The following is an 18976-nucleotide window of genomic DNA, read 5'->3' as shown; positions in this document are numbered from 1 at the left end:
ATTTATATGTGCGGTATACTAGGAACACTTAATTACAATAACGCAGCGGATGCAGAACGTATTGCCGCCATGCGAGACACTATGCCTTATCGTGGACCTGATGATAATGGACTGTGGATTTCAGACGATAGCTATTGTGCCCTAGCACATTTACGTTTGAGCATTTTAGATCCTACTCCAGCTGGCCACCAGCCGCGAATTGAACAAACAGGTCGTTTTGTTATTTCATACAACGGCGAAGTGTATAACTACATAGAAATTCGCGCTGAATTAGAACAGAAAGGCTATACCTTTGAAACCGGAACAGATACCGAAGTTATTTTGCAAGCTTATGTAGAATACGGTGTTGAATGTTTGCATAAATTTAATGGCATGTTTGCTATCGCGATTTGGGATAACCAAACTCAAGAACTGTTTCTGGCTCGTGATCGCCTCGGTATTAAGCCTGTTTATTATTACCAAGACGACAACGAATTAATCTTTGCGTCTGAAACCAAAGCTATTTTAAAGGGCTTAGCTGCCTTGCCAAGCCTTAATATCGAGCTTATCGACGACTACATGAGCTTTGGTTATATTCCCGGCGAAAAAACCTTACACCAAGGCATTAATCGATTAATGCCGGGTCATTATGCCATTATTAAAAACAAACAAATGAGTATTACTCAGTGGTGGGATCTTAAGTTTGATAATACCCAAGACAAAGGTTTTGACTATTATTTAAACGAAAGTAAACACTTACTTGAGAGCGCTATTGACCTTCGACTTCGCAGTGACGTGCCACTAGGTATATTCTTAAGCGGTGGCATTGATTCAAGTGCTGTTGTTGGTTTACTGGCTGACAAAGTGAAAGAGCCACTTAAAACCTTCTCCATTGCTTATGACTTTGGTAAAAACTTCGATGAAACTCAATACGCTCGTATGGTGGCAGAGAAGTTTGGCACCGATCACCACGAACTTAAGATCACCCCACAACAGTTTAAAGACTTCATCCCAGAATACATTCAATTAATGGATGAGCCAGTAACAGAAGCGGCCGCAATATCGCTATTTTTCGTTTCTAAGCTTGCTAAAGAAAAAGTCACCGTTGCCTTGTCGGGCGAAGGTTCTGATGAGATATTTGCTGGTTATGACTTATACCAATACATGAATGTATTGGAAAAATATCGTGGTGTAGTTGGACAAAGCGGCAGTGAGTTTTTTGCAGGAATTTCAAACAAGTTATTGGGCAAAAGCCATAAGGTATCTAAATACCTAAACATGGCCACACAACCTATAGAGCAACGCTATAAAGGCATGTCTACTTATCCAGACGCCTCAAAAGAAGCCTTATATAAGCCCGAATTTAAACAACAGCTAGAATCAGAAAAAGCCAAAACCAATCATGGTGCATATTCAAAACAGCTATTTGAAAATATGCAGGGCCAAGACCAGCTCAACAAAATGCTCTACTTTGATACAAAAACTTGGCTAGTGGATGACTTACTAATTAAAGCCGATCGTATGAGCATGGCAACATCCGTTGAATTACGAGTACCCTTTTTAGACTATCGTTTAGTTGAGTTTGCAGCCACCATACCGTCGCACCACAAAATCAAAAAAGGCGAAGGCAAATACCCACTCAAAAAAATGATGGAAGGCATACTGCCAAACGACATCATTTATCGTAAAAAAATGGGCTTCCCAACACCACTAAAAATGATGTTCCAAAACGAGCTAAAAGACTACGCACAAGACTTGTTATTGTCGGACGATTCCAAGCTACACCAGTTCTTTAAAGTGGAACGAATCCAACAACTCATCACTGAGCACAATGCCAATAAATATGACCACCATAAAACGTTGTGGCAATTAGTGGTGCTAGAAGAGTGGCTTAGGAAGAATACGGACTAAATTAATATGGCCTATAAAAACATTCTCGCCATTAGCTACTTATTCCCAAACGTTGAGCGTCCAAATCATGGGATCTTTGTTTTTAATCGTTTAAAAGCAATGAGTAAATATGCCAATGTCACTGTGATTAACCCTATTCCGTGGTCTCCAGTTCATGGCTTTATACATAAGTTTAAACACTTAGCCAATATTCCATTTAAAACCGAACGAGATGGCATTACAATTTATCATCCACGGTTCTTTTCTATTCCTGGCCACTTTAAAGGTTTAGAAGTAATAACGTATAAACAAGCAGTAAAGAATGTTATTAAACAAATTGGTTTTGAGTTTGATTTAGTGGATCTTCACTGGACCTTTCCAGACTTACCAACAGGTGATTACCTTAGCAACTACTACAAAGTACCTTATAGAGTTACGTTACGTGGTATGGAAGCCTTCCACCAGCAAGACGGTGATGTAAGAGAAACTTTGGTTGCTCATTATCTTAGTAAAGTTGATAGCATTATTTCGTTGAGCGAAGAAATGGCCGACACGGCAGATAAAATTGCCAATACTCGTTCAAAAACTACAGTGGTTAGAAATGGTGTCGATACCGATGCGTTTTATCATATCGATCAAGCTGAATGTCGAGCCAAGCTAAACTTACCGCAAGATCAAAAGATCATTTTAGGCGTAGGTGCACTTATTCACCGCAAAGGCTTTGACGTTGTTATTAAAGCCCTTAAAAAGATCATTCTACAACTAGGACTAAACAACACACACTTTTATATTTTAGGCTCAGAAGGAGCCGAAGGTGATTACCGTAAAGAGCTAAAAGCATTAGTAACTTCCCTAGGCCTTAAAGACCATGTTCATTTTATGGGTGCGGTTCCAAATAATGAACTTATTACCTGGTATAACGCCGCCGATGTATTTTGTTTATCTAGCCGAGGTGAAGGTAGCCCTAATGTATTAACCGAAGCATTAGCCAGCGGTTGTCCTGCCGTAGCTACTAATGTTGGTAGCGTACCTGAGATTATGACTAGCGAACCCAATCTAGGTACCGTAGTTAAAGTAGACGACATTGATGCAATTACTAAAGACTTAAGCGACCTGCTGCTCACAGAAACAGACCGAGTCACTCAAGCTGCTAACTTAAACAAATACACCTGGGATTGGTGTGCTAAGCAAGTTTTATAAACGGAGTTAATAATGAATACTAGTAGGCTAAAAGAGTTAGATGGACTTAGAGGAATCGCCGCAATGGCGGTCGTTATTTATCACTATTTGTATCATTATAACCGCTTGTTTGGTCATGATTTTTACGTTAGCGAACTGTTTAGCTATGGTTTTTACGGTGTACAGCTATTCTTCATTATCAGTGGTTTCGTTATTTTCTGGAGTATTGGAAGAGTTTCTAATGTTAGAGAGTTTGTTGTTTCTAGATTTTCAAGGCTTTACCCCACATTTTGGTGTGCGGTTATTATTACCTTCATTGTTACATCTTTAAGCAATGTAGAGTTTTTACAGCTAAACTTTACAACTTTCTTAGCCAACTTAACCATGATACACGAGTACTTTAGATTTCAGCATGTTGATGGAGCATATTGGACCTTAACATTAGAAATGGCATTTTATGTCTGGATGGTTGCTATTTTTAAACTGAACTACCTTTCTAAAATTGAAAATATTTTTATTCCTTGGGTTATTATTGCAGCGTTAATTGCCCTATTCGACTTACCTATTCACAACGCTTTAAAAAAACTTTTTATAATTGATTACATTGAGTTTTTTGCAGCAGGAATTGTTTTTTTTAAAATCATGCAATCCAGTTACACTAAAAAAACTGTTGCATTACTCGTACTATGCGTGATTTCTTTATATATAAAAAACTCCATCCAAACTGCAATTGGTCTATCAGGCTTTTTCCTTATGTTTTTCGCCATAATTAAAGGACGCCTTCCGATTTTTAGAATTAACTTTCTTACCTATTTGGGCGCTATTTCTTATTCTCTTTATCTAGTTCATCAAAGTATTGGCTACGTTATTATAAATTACGGCTATCAACATGGTATACCGCCACAGCTTAGTATTTCTGCTGCGCTGATTGTTTCCTTGCTATTAGCTCATAACATTATGATTTATGTTGAAAAGCCAGCTTTAAAATATATCCGACAAAACTGGAAGAGCTAATCACAGAACGCTTCTTTAGTTTTTCCGACGGAAACATGAATAACTTTATTAGCAGATTCATAGATGTTGAAGTGTTTTGACCTCAATATAAGCTGTGCAGAACTACACCGCTCAGCTTTAAATTCTTTGACAAGTTTTCGTTTGTCTCCTCCCCAAAGAAAGGTAATTTTATCTATTCCTGCAGCCATTAACCTGCCGTCTAATTGCCAACTTGTTGCTGGTATAACAAAGCTCGGAATTAATACGTTTTCGGACATCGCATTTATAGCAAATAACGCTGTCTCACTTTTTCCAGTAACAATTACTTGCTCAAAATTTTGTGGCAATTTTGAAACTTCATGAGCAATATTATCTATTAGCGCTTGATCATATTTATATTGAGCATTATAAGCACTTCCTATTTGGTAACTAATTGATGTAACTATCAAAATGGGAATTAAGGCAAGTTTGTCTAAACTACTGCGATAGCATACAAATGCAACCAAAATTAGTGCAAATAATGCCATAGTGGAAGGCTGTGTTCTAAAATGAACTAAGGTACCATTAAGTATAAATAATGGACCAAACATCGACATGGTAATGATTAAAAGTGTTATACCAACAACGATAAGTGTGTTGGCACTTTTAGGGATAGACCGCCATGTTAACGCGAAACCAACAAGAGTCACCAACAATAACCCAACTAAAAATGCTGGCATGCTATAAAGCTTTGCTGCATATAAAACAAAGTTTTCTATATTATTCCAGGCCTTAACAAAGCCTTCCTGATTTAGTGGCACAATTGAAGAACGTTCTGTTCTACTTCCAACGACCAAACCTATGGTTAGAAAATAAGAAACGTAAGCACCTACAAATGTAAACGCACGTAAAGCTAGCACTTTGTAAACTTGTTTCTTTTTTTCCGAGTTTAAGAGTAAAACGACTTCTAGCCCAACGAGTGCAATAAACATGTTTACAACAGGCTGATAACTTGACAGTGCACCAAAAAGAAGACCAATAGAAAACAATACTTTAAATCTACTTTGAGGAAAAATTGTAAAAGACGCCGTGACTAAAAATACCGCAAGAGCCATACCTATGGCATCAAATCGATAATATAAGTTATATAAAAAATAAGGATTTAAAAAAAGTACGGTTGCCGTCAGAAGTATTTTTTGGTCATACTCTCGATGTATAAACTTTGATAATTGCAGTGACGCGTAGGCCAACAATACAAGTGAAACGATTTGAGTCAAAGGTGCTACGTCCAGTAGTACAAATCCACTACCTGACAGCACTCTAGAAGCCTCTTGCGCAGCGGGTCGACCTAATCCATACCAATCGTAATTTCCAGTGACAGCCCTGTATATGTCATCCTGATGATAGATATTACCCGTAATAACAGGCAGTCCCCATAATAAAAAAATTGCTAGTACGAGTAGCAAACTATTGATATTTGCAGTATCAATCCTAAAGTATTTAACTTCTTCAATAAATTCAGATTTGAAATTAGTCATTTACGGTTGCTTCCTTGTACACCCATTTTGATAAGAATAAAAAAGTCACTGCAGGTGTTAAAACAGCTATTGCTACAACAGCCCACTGCGGATTAAGTGACAGTACTTCTTTAATACAATACACCCAAAACGCATTAATTAAATATCCTAATATAGCAATGCTACAAAACTTAATAAAAACAGTTGCAGTAAATTCACTTTTTTTCAATTCGAACGTAATAAAAGTCTGCCCCACAAACGAAAATATGAACGCTATTACAAATCCAACAAAATTTGCTTTTTGGGCCGAGGCTAACTCAAAGGAAAGTGCACAACTGTACACACTTATATGTATAAAGGTTGCAAGCAATCCTATGCTAAAAAACTTAGAAATTCTTTTTAAAATTACGTATTTCATATTTAGCTTTCGTTTTATTTCTTATTAATTTTTGATGTCTGTAGTAGTCTACACTGGTAACTTAAATAAAAAATAGTTAATAATTAACATCACTATTTATAATAATTAATAATGACAAATGGATCTGTAAATTGAAAACTCTAAAACACCCCACTATTTCGCTAGTTGCTCCCATGTTTAACGAAGAAGAAGTGGTAGATATCTTTTTTGATGCTATACGAAAAGAGTTTTCAACACTTGACGCTGAGTATGAAATTGTTTGTATTAACGACGGAAGTTCAGACTCCACCATAGATAAATTAAAACTCGCCGCTCAATCTGATTTCAGAATAAAAGTTGTCAACCTTTCAAGAAATTATGGAAAAGAAACAGCGTTAACTGCTGGCTTGGATTACTGTACAGGCGACGCTGCCATTCCTATCGATTGTGACCTTCAAGATCCTCCTGAGTTAATAGGGGAAATGATTACAGAATGGCAACGTGGTGCGGACATGGTATTAGCTAAAAGAGTAGACCGGAAGTCGGATTCACAAGTAAAGAGAATAACGTCAAGCCTGTTCTATCGCCTTATCGATAAAATTTCAGATATATCAATTCCAAATAACGTTGGTGATTTTCGATTACTTGATAGAAAAGTAGTTGATGCTCTAAAAACGTATAGAGAAAGAACCCGTTTCATGAAAGGACTTTTTGCGTCATTGGGTTTTAAGCAAGTTACTATTGAATACACGAGACCTGAACGTGTTGCAGGTACAACAAAATGGAATTACGTTCAATTATACAGATTGGCCTTAGAAGGTATTATTTCGTTTACTTCGTTACCACTTAAGATCTGGTCCTATGTTGGTGGCGCTATTTCAATGTTCACGTTTATTTACGGTATATATTTGATTTTCAAAACCCTTATTTTTGGGATTGACACTCCAGGTTACGCATCCTTAATGGTGGTAACACTATTTATCGGTGGCCTCATTCTTATGTGCCTAGGCATTATTGGGGAGTATTTAGCTAGAATTTTTATCGAAGTTAAACAAAGGCCTCTATACCTTGTTCAAGATACTGATAACTTTGAATCTTCGGAGAAAAGCAACGAACAATAAGGCTGTTTGTCTTGTTAATAGTCATAAGAAGCTGTTTATAGCCGCTTCTTTATTTTGATTGGGTTTGTATAAAAAAGGTAATCAGCCTGACCTATTTGCTTATTTGTACCTCGCCACCTAAATATTAGTTTATCCGATGCCAATGTCATACGATGTTGCAATTTTATTTGTTTGTCTGTTTTGTGGTTCAAATCAAAGGTTTTTGATTTAATTTCATCTTCAGTAATTATTACTAATTCAACCTGATTAAGTTGAGGCTCATTTCCTTGCCAATCAAGATCCGCCAAATTGACGTTGAGCTCAACTAATACTTCTTCACCAAACTCAGCTACAACTTCTTCACCTATTTGTGCAACTTGGTTTTGTACTGTGGCTGTAAAGCTCAGTTTTTTTACAAAGCTACCATGTTGAGCCCAAATGTTTCCCCTTCTTAAGCCTGTAAGAATATCATTGTGACTATTTGAGCGAGACTTAACATGGGTTGAGGAAAACTCACAAGGCCAATAATCCATATCGGTATTATGAAAATCAGAGGCGGCTCTCGCGGCCCACACTTTATAGCCCTTTTGCAATAATTTATCCCACTCACCTCCAGTTCTCGCCACGCTAGGGTCCCAACCATTGATAGTTTTAAGACTATTTTCATAGGATCCATTTTTATCGTTTTTCATTTTTTGGTGGCCCGGAGCTCCTGAAAAACCCACAACCAAGTTAGAGTGTTTTCGCCAATATGCAAAGTCATGCGCATTTTCTGTAGTTTGAAAATCTTTCCTATTGGGGTGGTTGTATATTAGTACTGGTTTCGCTCCATTTTCACGATTTGATAATTGGTTTAACCAATTTAACCCTGTTATTGGCGACAATAGCTGAGCTTCATAGCGATTAAAGTGATCAAATTGCTTCCTGAAGTTTATGAGGTTATCTTGCAGATAGCTCGACTCCGGCAGTAATACTGTCACATGCTCCCTGCCATTTAGCGGTGGTATATTCCATTCGAGTCCAGGGATAATCGTTAAATACGGATGACTTTGTTGGGCATATTTTAAGTCTTCAAAAAACTCAATTGATAAAACCCTTTTCAAATCCAAGTCTGAATGGTCTGTAATTGCAACAGCCTCACAACCAAATTGAGCGGCTTTATCGGCAATTTGCTTAACGGTATAACCACCGTCTGAATACTTTGTATGAATGTGAGTATCAACTTTATGATAGAAATCTAATCCATATTGGTTAGGTTCAGACCATGTCTCTTGGAGGCTTTGCATATCTTTGCCTAAACCTGAATTATAAAGTTTCAGATTGTCTATCCTAGCGGATATTTCGTTTCTAATTTCTAAATACTGGCCAGAATATTTTGAGCTAAGAAGTCTTTTAAAAGTCGCTTCATTCAACCCTTCAGGAAAGTCATGTACAAAAGGAAAAAAAACATCTTCATTATCTACATTACTCAACAATCCCTGAACAGATAGAGCGTTGCGTTCATTTGAAGTTACAAATTCTGCAAATTGAAGTCCTGCGATATCCGCCGCTAAGTCGGCAAAACTATAACCAGAGCCACCTGACAAAGAGTCAAGTAGCTCTTTAGTCTCACCTATCGAGAAGCTTAAGCTAGAGTCGCCTATGAGCTGAAGAACTGCCGAATAAACGAAGTGCTTTGTAAGATCTTCTCTACCTCTCAGCTGAGGAAAAGGTTTATCTGCATTTCTTGGTATTTCTATCTCCCAGATACTAGAGAAGTGATGACTACCAAACTTTGCGCCTAAAGCCCAAATAGCGGCACTATTTTCCTTTACTGGATCGTTATCAATTGAGCGTTCAGCTGCTAATTTAAATAGTACCATTAAGTAATCATGAAATTGATTAGAATTAATCACGCTCAATTCATTGATATATAGTTGGATCAATGATTTATCTATATCTGATGTTTGTGAATATGACTTGGCAACTTCTTTAAACTTATATAGCGAAGCGTTTATGTTTTCTTTTAAATACCGTGATTTCTCACCATGTGTTGTAATTCCAGCCTCACTAAAAACTATATTACTTAACGCAATATCGAATGTTCTAACAAATTCACTCCCCACTATCACTTTTAATGATTGATACATAATTAACTTTACCAACCAACTGTTGACTGGAAGGGAGCCAACATAACACTGGTCAAACTCAACTGTTCCGGTTAACGAATTTGTAACAATACACCTCGTATTTAAATAAAACTCCCCGAGTAAATTCACTCTAGATGAGGTTGAAAGGAGCATTCCATATTCTGATGTCGCAATATGAGCGACGGTATGAGGCCAAAGGTGATTAATCATTTTTGCGGTGGAGTTTAACTCTATCGATGTTAAGCTAATGTTAAATGAAGATGAATTCGAACTAAGCTGTTCAGATAGAGTTTTAAAGGCGTTCTTTGCCTGATTAAGTTCTTCGGAACTAAGTTGGGCCTTATCTTCAATCAAGGAAGAGGATTGTAATAATAAAAAAGCACCCATCAAAAGTATAATAAAAGAGCCACTGCTGAATTTAACAAACTTAACTAGTACTTTTAAAAGTACTGCTTTTACATTATTCATGATCAAAATTCTATCGATTGCGTTTATTTAATAGACGTTAATATCTGCTCTAACTGCCTTGCCTTTTGCTCACGGTTATAGGCTGTTAGATCTCTTTGATATACAGTAACCTGACCCTGCTCATTTTTACTGCCAATTAGCTTTGTAATTCCTAATACCAACTCTTCTGCTGCCATGCCTGTTTCCACGCCATCAAATGATGAGGCTAACTTATAAGTTGCACCTTGTGAATCCGCTTTTACTAACATAGGACGTTGCGTTCGCAGGTATTCGTATACTTTGCCCGGAATTTGTTTGTTAAATCGGGCGTCTTGAATAAGCACTAATGCATCGGCTCGTGTCATGTTATTTAATGCGTTAATAAAGGGCACAGGTTCAATAAACTGAACTAAGTCAGTAATGCCTAATGTGGTTAGTGCATCGCTAAACTCTTCGCCATTGCCAGCCCCTTGAAATATTAATTCAAAGTTTTCCGCATTCACTAAACCGTCGTTGTTTAACATGGCTATGGCTTCAAAAATGGGTACCGGATCGCGACCATGTGCATATAAAACACCACTGTAATACATTGAGAATTTTTTTGAATCAAAGGGCGTATTCGCTCGCTCCACCGAACTTAATGCGGCGAGGCGTTCAAAGTTTGCTTCGTCAAAACCGTTTTCAATTACGGTGTTTTTACTTTCAACTAAAGCGCCATACTTAGCCTGGTATAAATCGCGCACTGCGGCTGTTGCGTAGGTAAGGTGTGCTGAGTTTCGCATCACTTGGCGGTCAATTTTTTTATGTATGAAGTCTAACCATCGCCCTGCGCTACCATTCATGTAATGACAAGGGTCACGATAATCGGCTACCCAAGGCAAGCCAGTTTGTTTTGATAATTTATTGGCTATGTAGTGTGTGCTTGGCGTTGGTGCTGAAGACCAAATAACGTCGGGCTTGTATTTTTTAATTAACTTTGCGCCCACTCTAACCGACGAAGGTATCCATGTAAGGCCCCAGCGATCAGGTGTTTCCATAATTGAAAAGTACTTACCTTTGTACGACAAGTCGCGCTGCACATCGAGTGCTCGAGTTCGGTAAATTTTATCGTCTGGCCCGTCTTGATAAGTTGCATCCACTTTTGAATATGCGCTCGGGTCTGCCGTTAATACAATAACTTCCCAGCCCCACTGTTTTAGGTATCGATAAAAACTCTCGATGCGTGGAACCGACGCGCCATTGCTTGGTGGAAACTCAAAGGCTATCATCAGAACGGTTTTAGTGGCGCTCACGGGCTGTTACTCTCCGGCTATTTTTAATATTGATAAACAAAACTGATTAAACTCTTTTCGATGTGGCATAAATCGTGGCAAAGCCGTCAAACTAGTTTTAGACGTAATACCACCATCATTTGTTGCTACACCATATTGAATGCCAAGTTCATTTAGCATGTGTTGATGCTCCGAGGTAAAGTCTCGGCCAAACCAACCATTTGGGTATGCAAATAGCGGCGGTGCTTCACCCAAAATATCAGTTAAATACTCCACCGACTTAGCCATTTCTTGTTTTGCTACTTCAGGCTTCTGCATCGCAAGAATACTATGAGAGTGCGTATGCGCGCCAACATCGTGGCCCAGTTTGGCTAGTTCATTTAATTGTTGTGCAGTCATCATGCACCTATCCGGCTCAAAACGACCTATCTTTTTGTAAATGGCGTTAAGTGCTTCATCACGTTCTTGATTTGCTAAAAACTTAATTTTATTTACTAAGTATAAGTATGCGTTAGCTTTTTCTTGTTCGGTATTAAGCACAAATGACTGATCGAACATACCAAACTGCGTTGCCATGGTATTTTTTAACGACTCGGCCAATTCATCATTCCACAAGTAACCTTGTTCAGTACCTTTTGTGGCAATAAAAAAGCTACCCTTTATGCCGAGCTTCTCAAAAACTGGCAGTGCGTTATCAAAGTTATCGGCATATCCATCGTCAAAGCTTAGCACTAATGCCTTTGGAGGCAACTTACCTTGCTCAATCAATGCCAGCGCTTGGCTTAAGGAAAATATCTTAAAGTATTTATTTAGCTTGGTGAGCAACACTTCAAAATTAGCAGAGGTAATGTCGTCGGGGCAAAATAATGACGGTTCGTTAAGAACGCGATGAAAGTACAATACCGCTAGTGGATGTTCTTTATGTTTTATTCTATTTATGCAGGCCAATAGGCTTAAACCAAAATGTAACATTTCTTTTGTATCCTTACTTATCAGCGCGATTAACAAGAGTACACGGAGTTGTTTTCTTTGTGAATAACCTAATGTGCGATAGCGATACATAATGACTATATTTATTGTGGCGCTAGTGGCAGAATAACAATCTAAATGCAGGCTACGGAAATTTAAATAGGCAACGTAAATGAAAAAGGTATTAACGGTATTTGGTACACGCCCTGAAGCAATAAAAATGGCACCTTTGGTTCATAAACTAGCCGAGTCAGAACATATTGATTCGCGAGTTTGCGTCACCGCCCAACACCGAGAAATGTTGGATCAGGTACTGCAGTTATTTGAAATTACACCTGACTACGACTTAAACATTATGAAGCCAGGCCAAGACTTATACGATGTTACTAGCAACATATTAGCGGGCATTAAGTCGGTTATTGCTGAATTTAAACCTGATATTGTATTGGTGCATGGCGACACATCAACGACGTTTTCCGCAGCTTTGGCGGCGTTTTACCAACAAGTTAAAGTAGGTCATGTTGAAGCAGGCCTTAGAACCGGCAATATTTATTCACCGTGGCCGGAAGAGGCAAACCGTAAGCTAACGGGCGCCATCACACAATTTCATTTTGCGCCAACTAAATCGTCACAAAATAACTTACTTAAAGAAAATGTAACCGCCAGTAGCATTTCGGTGACGGGTAACACGGTTATTGATGCCTTGTTATGGGTAAAACAAAAGCTTGATAGTGATACTTCTCTGGCTACTCAGTTTTCACAGCAGTTTGATTTTATTGACCCCACCAAAAAACTCGTTTTAGTCACAGGCCACCGTCGTGAAAGTTTTGGTGATGGTTTTGAACGTATTTGCCAGGCGTTAGCGAACATAGCGAAACAACGCCCAGACGTACAAATTGTTTACCCTATGCACATGAATCCTAACGTACGGGAGCCGGTAAATCGGTTATTGTCGGGGTTAGACAATGTGTTTTTAATTGAACCTCAAGACTACTTACCGTTTGTATACCTAATGAACCAGAGTTATTTAATTATTACCGATTCTGGTGGCGTACAAGAAGAAGCGCCGTCATTAGGCAAGCCGGTATTAGTTATGCGTGACACTACAGAACGTCCAGAGGCAGTAGATGCCGGCACCGTTATATTAGTAGGCACCAACAAGCAAAACATTGTAGAACAAACCCTACTGCTCCTAGATGATGAGCAGCACTATAACACCATGTCACAAGCGCATAATCCGTATGGCGATGGACTCGCATGTCAACGCATTGTGCAAACGTTAGTTGAGGAATTATAAACATGACTTTTGAAACAGTTTCGGTAATTGGTTTAGGTTATATTGGCTTGCCAACAGCAGCGGTTATTGCCTCTAGGGGTGTTAAAGTGGTTGGTGTAGAGATTAACCAACACGCAGTAGATACCATTAACGCCGGTAATATTCACATTGTTGAACCGGACTTAGATATTGTTGTTAAAAGTGTAGTGTCTACTGGTTTTTTACGTGCTACGACTCAAGTTGAAAAAGCCGATGCCTTTATGATTGCGGTGCCAACGCCGTTTAAACATGGCAACGACGATTCTCACTCGCCTGACTTAAGTTATATTGAGTCTGCAGCAAAAGCGATTGCGCCTGTTATTGAGGCAGGCAATTTAGTTATTTTAGAGTCAACGTCTCCTGTTGGCGCTACAGAAAAATTAGCGGGCTGGTTAAAAGAAGCCCGCCCTGACTTAACCTTCCCACAAGATGCTGGTGAACAAGCCGACATTAAAGTGGCTCACTGCCCAGAGCGCGTATTACCGGGTTATGTATTGCAAGAATTAGTATCAAATGATCGCGTTATTGGCGGTATCTCGCCAGCTTGTAGTGCAGCAGCCGTTGAGCTTTATAAAACCTTTGTTCGTGGTGAATGTATTGTTACCAATGCCCGAACCGCTGAGATGGCTAAACTAACTGAAAACTCATTCCGTGATGTAAATATTGCCTTTGCCAATGAGCTATCAACCATTTGTGACCAGCTTCATATTAACGTATGGGAATTAATTAAACTGGCGAACCGTCACCCTCGAGTGAATATTTTGAATCCAGGTCCTGGTGTTGGCGGTCATTGTATTGCTGTTGACCCTTGGTTTATTGTCGATAGTTGCCCAGAACAGGCTAAGCTAATTAAACAAGCGCGCTTAACCAATGATGCTAAACCGCATTATGTAGTGTCACAGATAAAAGAAGCGGCGGATCAATTTAAACGCCCTGTTATTGCGTGTTTAGGCTTAGCATTTAAAGCTGATATTGACGACTTACGCGAAAGTCCAGCTGTGCAAATTGTTCAAGAACTTGCGAACGCCAGCGTTGGTGAGTTGATTGCGGTAGAACCAAATATTAAAGCACTGCCAGATAATTTAGCTAGCCAAGGTATCGAGTTTGCAAACTTAGCGTCGGCTTTAGACAAAGCTAACGTTGTGGTGATATTGGTTGATCACAAAGAGTTTAAAGCAGCGGATAAAAATGCGTTTGCGAAAAAAGTCGTGATTGATACTCGCGGCTTATTATAAACAAGGATAACCTGATGCAAAAGACGAAGCACAACAATGGATTTGGCCAAAGCCTAATTTTATTTATTGCGCTGTGTTTTAGCTCTGTTTTGCATGCAGAAAAAGTTATCGTTGATGGTATGCCTTTTGACTCGTTAAAAAGTGCGGTGGCGGCAATTCAAGATGGCAGCACCGTTTATTTAGAAAAAGGCGTCTATAAAGACGGTGTATACATCACTAAAAATGATATTTCTATTTTAGGTGAGCCGGGCGTTGTTTTTGATGGTGCCTCCGCTGATGGTAAAGCTGCGTTAGTATTAACGGGTAAAAACGTGGTGGTTGAGTCCATTGAATGCAAAAATATAGCGGTGCCTGATGGCAATGGCGCTTGCATTCGATTTGAAGGCGAAAACATAACCATCCGAGACTTGTATGTACATGACAGTCAATCGGGTGTAAAAACAAGTCGCGTAAAAGGCTTTGTACATATCGAGTTTTCTAAGTTTGAACGCATTGGTAATCGCAATGGTTATTCACACGGAATGTATATCATTGCCGATGAGCTTAAGGTTCGCTACAGCCAAATATTAAGTACTAAAAGTGAGGGGTCTGGCATTAAATCGCGTTCTAAACGGGTAATTGTTGAAAATAGCCTATTGGCTTCTTTAGACGGTGTTGATAGTCGTTTAATCGACATGGCGGAATACGGCGAATTAATTGTTCGTGATAGTATTTTGCAACAAGGCGATAACTCATCAAACAGCCAACTCATTGCCTACGGACTAGAAAAGAAAGCTAGACAGTTTGCCGTTAACCGTATCGAATTGCGTAATAACTTAATCTTTTTTGATCGCACTCGGCCAAATGTGCTCATTTCAAAACAGTTAGACGATGAGTTTATTAATCGCGGTAATATGTTTATTGGCGATTTGAACCATGTGCCGCAAATGGTGCCTGGCAACGAGTGGTATATGAGCCGAGAAGATGCCAAGCTAGAAGCCTACCCATTTTTACCGAGCATTTCTGAGCGCGAAAAGATCATGGATTTTGTGCGTATCGCCGGTACTCCAAAAAACATTTAACATTATGGAAAATGCTTTGATTTCTGTTTCAATTTTACCACCTGATGAGTTTGCAGCTTGGGATAAGTATGTAAGTGATCACCCTCTTTCTAGTCTTTATCATAAAAGCGATTGGTTAAGTCTGATAGAAGCTTCATTTGGCCAAAAAGCATACTATTTTATTGCTAAAAATACCGACGATACCATTGTCGGAGTTTTGCCAATTATCAATTTAGACAGCTGGTTGTTTGGCAATTATATGGTTTCGATGCCTTATTTTAATTATGGCTCTGTATTGGCTGACTCAGTAGCGGTTGAGAACCAACTTATTTCTGCAGCGATTGAAGCAGCGCAACAAAACAAAGTAAGTCATATTCAATTTCGCGCCATAGAAAGCGCTGAATCATTATTAAAAACCATGCCGGTTTCGACGCAAAAAGTTAATATGATTTTGGACTTGCCAGAAACACCAGAGTTATTAGGCAAAGCAATTGGTTCTAAGCGTCGTTCGCAAATAAAAAGGCCTATACGTGAAGGTGTGTCTCATAAATTTGGTGGCGTAGAGTTACTGGAAGACTTTTACGAAGTATTTTGTTTGAACATGCGCGACTTAGGCACGCCGGTTTACAGCAAGACTTTTTTTAAAGCCATTTTAGAGACCTTTCCAGATAACTCGTTGCTGTGTGTTGTGTATTGGCAAGGCAAACCTGTATCGACTGGCTTTTTAATGCACTACAAAGACCGTATGGAGATCCCATGGGCAAGCACAGTGCGTTACGCCAACCGAATTTCTGTGAATATGTATTTGTATTGGCAAATTTTAAGTTACGCCATTGAGAATGATTTTAAACAATTTGATTTTGGCCGTTCTACCGTTGATGCTGGTACTTATAAATTTAAGAAACAATGGGGCGCAGAGCCGCTGCAATGTTATTGGTATCATTGGGTGCCAGAGGGTGGCGAGGTACCAAATCTATCGCCAAGTAGCGCTAAGTTTGATCTTGCCATTAAGGTTTGGCAAAAGTTGCCGTTGTGGGTGACTAAAATGATTGGCCCACCAATTGTGCGAAACCTTCCTTAACTGCTGGGATAGCAGCTAACTACTGATGCTGACTTTACGCTGTTTCTATTTGATATAGCCCTAAGTAGGCATCGACCATTTTATCCATGCTGTAATTGTCGTAAACCAGTTGGTGTGCTGTTTCAATTTTTTGTTCGCGCGCCGTTTGGTCTAACTTAATTTCATTCAATGTTTCTGCGTATTGTTCTACATTTTTACTTTCTACGAACCAGGCATGTTGCTCAGAAATAAATTTGGCGATTCCACCAACGTTGGTTGTGATCACTGGTCGCTTTAGTGCCATGGCTTCAAGTATTGTCATTGGCATGGCTTCATAATTTGATGATAAAGCAAATAAGTCGGTAGCCTTAAGAATGTCTGGAATGTCAGATCTGAATCCTAAAAAGTCGATATCATCAGCACTGGCTAACTTATCTTTAAAATCGACAAGTTCTTGGTAAATTGGGCCATTGCCTGCCAACTGAAGTTTTACATTTTCCCAATTAGGGTAGGTCTTTTTAGCCAAATCAAACGCCGACAATAATAACTTTTGATTTTTAATTGGGTCTAATCGGCCAACCGTTGTGATCATAAATGGCGGATTGCTACTCGCGGGCGTGTCTGAGGCATGATTTTCTGCTACGTATTTTTCAACTGTGACGCCATTAAAGATAAGTTGGACTTTGCTTTCGCTGATTTTTAACGTTTCCGTCACCCATCGATATAAGTCATACGACACCACAATATAGTGGTCGATAAATTTTGAAATGAGTTGCCTGAAGCGATTGTTAAATTTATTTTTTCCCGCTGGATCGTCACCACCACGGCCATGATCGCAATGCACGGTAACTGGCACACCAGCTAATTTAGCAACTAAATGATATTCGATGGTGCCGAAGTTATAAGTATGAAATGCCGTTGGTTTTATCCGCTTTAGCAACCGAAACAATTTAACATGACTCAATATGTCATTGCCCGGTTGCTTACCTAAACAATAGACTTCAACGGGAACGTCGATTTCCTTTGCTAATTCAAAGTCAGTCGTTAGTGAAATAAGTACATGTTTAACATTGTAATGTTCTGAGTTATTGATCAGGTTTACCACGACTTTTTCCAGCCCACCACAACCAAAACTTGGTACGATGTGGACGACCTTTTTTCTGTTAAGACAACTATTTATCGCTACTTTGTTCATATAATCATGGCATTCAATAAAGACTAACTTTACTATAACACCAGACTCATCAAAAATTCAGTAACGATATTGTTAAATCCTACGATAAAGGTTATTCCACTTAAGGAATATCCGCTTGAACAGTTAGAGCAAGAATGGATCGCTTTGTTTGAACGAAGTGCCGGATGCTTTTTTCTGTCTTGGAATTGGATTGGCAGTTGGCTGTCGATTTTGCCCAATTTTGACAATGTTTATGTGGTTCGGGCCGTCAGCACCGTTGTCAATAAGCCTTCGATGAATAACGATGCTTTGAATGACTATACATTGGACGACTATGCTTTGGACGACCTACTCGGCTTTGGTATTTTCTGTGAAACTCATGTTCGTCGCCACGGCTTTGTTACATCAAAACAATGGCATTTACATCGCACTGGTAACGATAAGCTTGATCAGATTTGGATTGAGTACAATGATTTCCTTCTGTCCAGTGGGGACGCGATTTCCAGCCACCAGATTAGAACGGCTATGTGGCAATCGCTGTTAACATCTAACTCTCGTTCGCAAAATGTAGATGAATATATCGTTAATGTCGCTGAGTCAAACTCTTATAATGCATTAAAACAGAGTTTGTTTAACCAAAATCATGCTCATTCATTTACGTTTGAACTGGACAGCAAACAGCTCGGATTTAAAACCGCATTAACCGACTCAAAAATACAAGATTACCCAAATAAGTTTTCCAAGTCTTCGTTTAAACAAATTAATAAAACAAGACTGGAATTGTCAAAGCTCGGCGACTTAGAGATTGAGTATATTACTAACCACGATGCTGCGTTTGAGTGTTTAAATTTTGCTAAAACTTGGCATATTGATAAATGGGCTTCTTCGCAAACCCCAAGTGGTTTTTGCAATGACGCTTTTATTCGTTTTCATAAAAAATTATGTGAGCAAAATAACAACGATCAAAAAGTGGTGTGTATTGTCGCGCGGTTAAATAATCAAGTTATTGGCGTTAACTACATATTTATTGATGCTACTACTGCATATTTTTATTTAAGTTGTTTAAAACCTCAGAATAATAGTCGAATAAAATTGGGCTTATTGCTTCATCAAGAGTCAGTTAAATATGCGCAATTTCAAAACCTTAACTATTACGATTTTTTAGCGGGGCAAAGTCGCTACAAACAACAGTTGTCCGATATAACAACCGAATTTGCCTGTTACACTTTGCGCCGAAAAAAAGCCAGCTTTGTCATAGAGAGTACTCTCAGCAAAGTTAAGGCTTATTTGGTTAGAAATTAA

Annotated in this window: 15 protein-coding genes; 9 read left to right on the top strand and 6 right to left on the bottom strand. The window is 38.9% G+C overall.

Annotation, left to right across the window (positions count from 1 at the left end):
• The first annotated feature begins 6 nt into the window (after positions 1–6).
• The 3 genes from asnB to J9318_RS02200 are packed head-to-tail and all read left to right on the top strand — an operon-like array spanning position 7 to position 4062.
• On the top strand, positions 7–1890 hold the full coding sequence (asnB, locus tag J9318_RS02210) for an asparagine synthase (glutamine-hydrolyzing) (protein WP_210560890.1): 1884 nt from the start codon (positions 7–9) through the stop codon (positions 1888–1890).
• A gap of 6 nt (positions 1891–1896) precedes the next feature.
• Positions 1897–3069, top strand: a complete 1173-nt coding sequence (locus J9318_RS02205) for a glycosyltransferase (RefSeq protein ID WP_210560888.1) — start codon at positions 1897–1899, stop codon at positions 3067–3069.
• A 12-nt stretch (positions 3070–3081) separates the two neighbouring features.
• Positions 3082–4062 (top strand): acyltransferase family protein, encoded by a 981-nt coding sequence (locus J9318_RS02200; RefSeq protein ID WP_210560886.1) that lies wholly within the window; start codon positions 3082–3084, stop codon positions 4060–4062.
• Here J9318_RS02200 and J9318_RS02195 read toward each other — a convergent pair.
• Complete coding sequence (locus J9318_RS02195) at positions 4059–5558, bottom strand: glucosyltransferase domain-containing protein (RefSeq protein WP_210560882.1); 1500 nt, start codon at positions 5556–5558, stop codon at positions 4059–4061. The genes J9318_RS02200 and J9318_RS02195 overlap by 4 nt on opposite strands.
• On the bottom strand, positions 5551–5955 hold the full coding sequence (locus J9318_RS02190; RefSeq protein WP_210560880.1) for a GtrA family protein: 405 nt from the start codon (positions 5953–5955) through the stop codon (positions 5551–5553). The genes J9318_RS02195 and J9318_RS02190 overlap by 8 nt, the downstream gene beginning before the upstream one ends.
• Positions 5956–6086: 131 nt before the next feature.
• On the opposite strand from J9318_RS02190, the gene J9318_RS02185 reads away from it, so the two are divergent.
• On the top strand, positions 6087–7055 hold the full coding sequence (locus tag J9318_RS02185; RefSeq protein ID WP_244731799.1) for a glycosyltransferase family 2 protein: 969 nt from the start codon (positions 6087–6089) through the stop codon (positions 7053–7055).
• Positions 7056–7090: 35 nt separating this feature from the next.
• Here J9318_RS02185 and J9318_RS02180 read toward each other — a convergent pair whose 3' ends face one another.
• From J9318_RS02180 to J9318_RS02170, 3 genes are read right to left on the bottom strand one after another with little or no spacing between them, the layout of a single operon-like run.
• Entirely contained in the window at positions 7091–9631 is a 2541-nt protein-coding gene (locus tag J9318_RS02180) for a PHP domain-containing protein (protein WP_210560878.1), read from the bottom strand.
• Positions 9632–9654: 23 nt separating this feature from the next.
• Complete coding sequence (locus tag J9318_RS02175) at positions 9655–10902, bottom strand: glycosyltransferase (protein WP_210560877.1); 1248 nt, start codon at positions 10900–10902, stop codon at positions 9655–9657.
• A 6-nt stretch (positions 10903–10908) separates the two neighbouring features.
• Entirely contained in the window at positions 10909–11853 is a 945-nt protein-coding gene (locus J9318_RS02170) for a polysaccharide deacetylase family protein (protein ID WP_210560876.1), read from the bottom strand.
• 169 nt (positions 11854–12022) lie between these two features.
• Between J9318_RS02170 and wecB the strand changes: the two genes are divergently transcribed.
• Genes wecB through J9318_RS02150 form a run of 4 tightly spaced genes read left to right on the top strand, consistent with a single transcriptional unit; the run spans position 12023 to position 16521 of the window.
• Positions 12023–13147, top strand: coding sequence for a non-hydrolyzing UDP-N-acetylglucosamine 2-epimerase (wecB, locus tag J9318_RS02165; protein ID WP_210560874.1), 1125 nt, complete (start codon positions 12023–12025; stop codon positions 13145–13147).
• A gap of 2 nt (positions 13148–13149) precedes the next feature.
• On the top strand, positions 13150–14400 hold the full coding sequence (gene wecC, locus J9318_RS02160) for a UDP-N-acetyl-D-mannosamine dehydrogenase (protein WP_210560873.1): 1251 nt from the start codon (positions 13150–13152) through the stop codon (positions 14398–14400).
• A 14-nt stretch (positions 14401–14414) separates the two neighbouring features.
• Entirely contained in the window at positions 14415–15461 is a 1047-nt protein-coding gene (locus tag J9318_RS02155) for a right-handed parallel beta-helix repeat-containing protein (RefSeq protein ID WP_210560871.1), read from the top strand.
• A 16-nt stretch (positions 15462–15477) separates the two neighbouring features.
• The gene (locus J9318_RS02150) at positions 15478–16521 is read left to right on the top strand and encodes a FemAB family XrtA/PEP-CTERM system-associated protein (RefSeq protein WP_244731795.1); all 1044 of its coding nucleotides are present in this window, start codon (positions 15478–15480) and stop codon (positions 16519–16521) included.
• Between the two features lie 34 nt (positions 16522–16555).
• On the opposite strand, the gene J9318_RS02145 is transcribed toward J9318_RS02150, so the two are convergent.
• Positions 16556–17695: a glycosyltransferase gene (locus J9318_RS02145; RefSeq protein ID WP_210560868.1), complete on the bottom strand. Its 1140-nt coding sequence runs from the start codon at positions 17693–17695 to the stop codon at positions 16556–16558.
• A 69-nt stretch (positions 17696–17764) separates the two neighbouring features.
• On the opposite strand from J9318_RS02145, the gene J9318_RS02140 reads away from it, so the two are divergent.
• On the top strand, positions 17765–18976 hold the full coding sequence (locus J9318_RS02140; protein WP_210560866.1) for a GNAT family N-acetyltransferase: 1212 nt from the start codon (positions 17765–17767) through the stop codon (positions 18974–18976).

It is taken from the genome of Psychrosphaera aestuarii (genome assembly GCF_017948405.1).
GTDB lineage: Bacteria > Pseudomonadota > Gammaproteobacteria > Enterobacterales > Alteromonadaceae > Psychrosphaera > Psychrosphaera aestuarii.
Note: the sequence above shows the minus strand (reverse complement) of the source record. Positions and strands in the feature narration are given on the sequence as shown.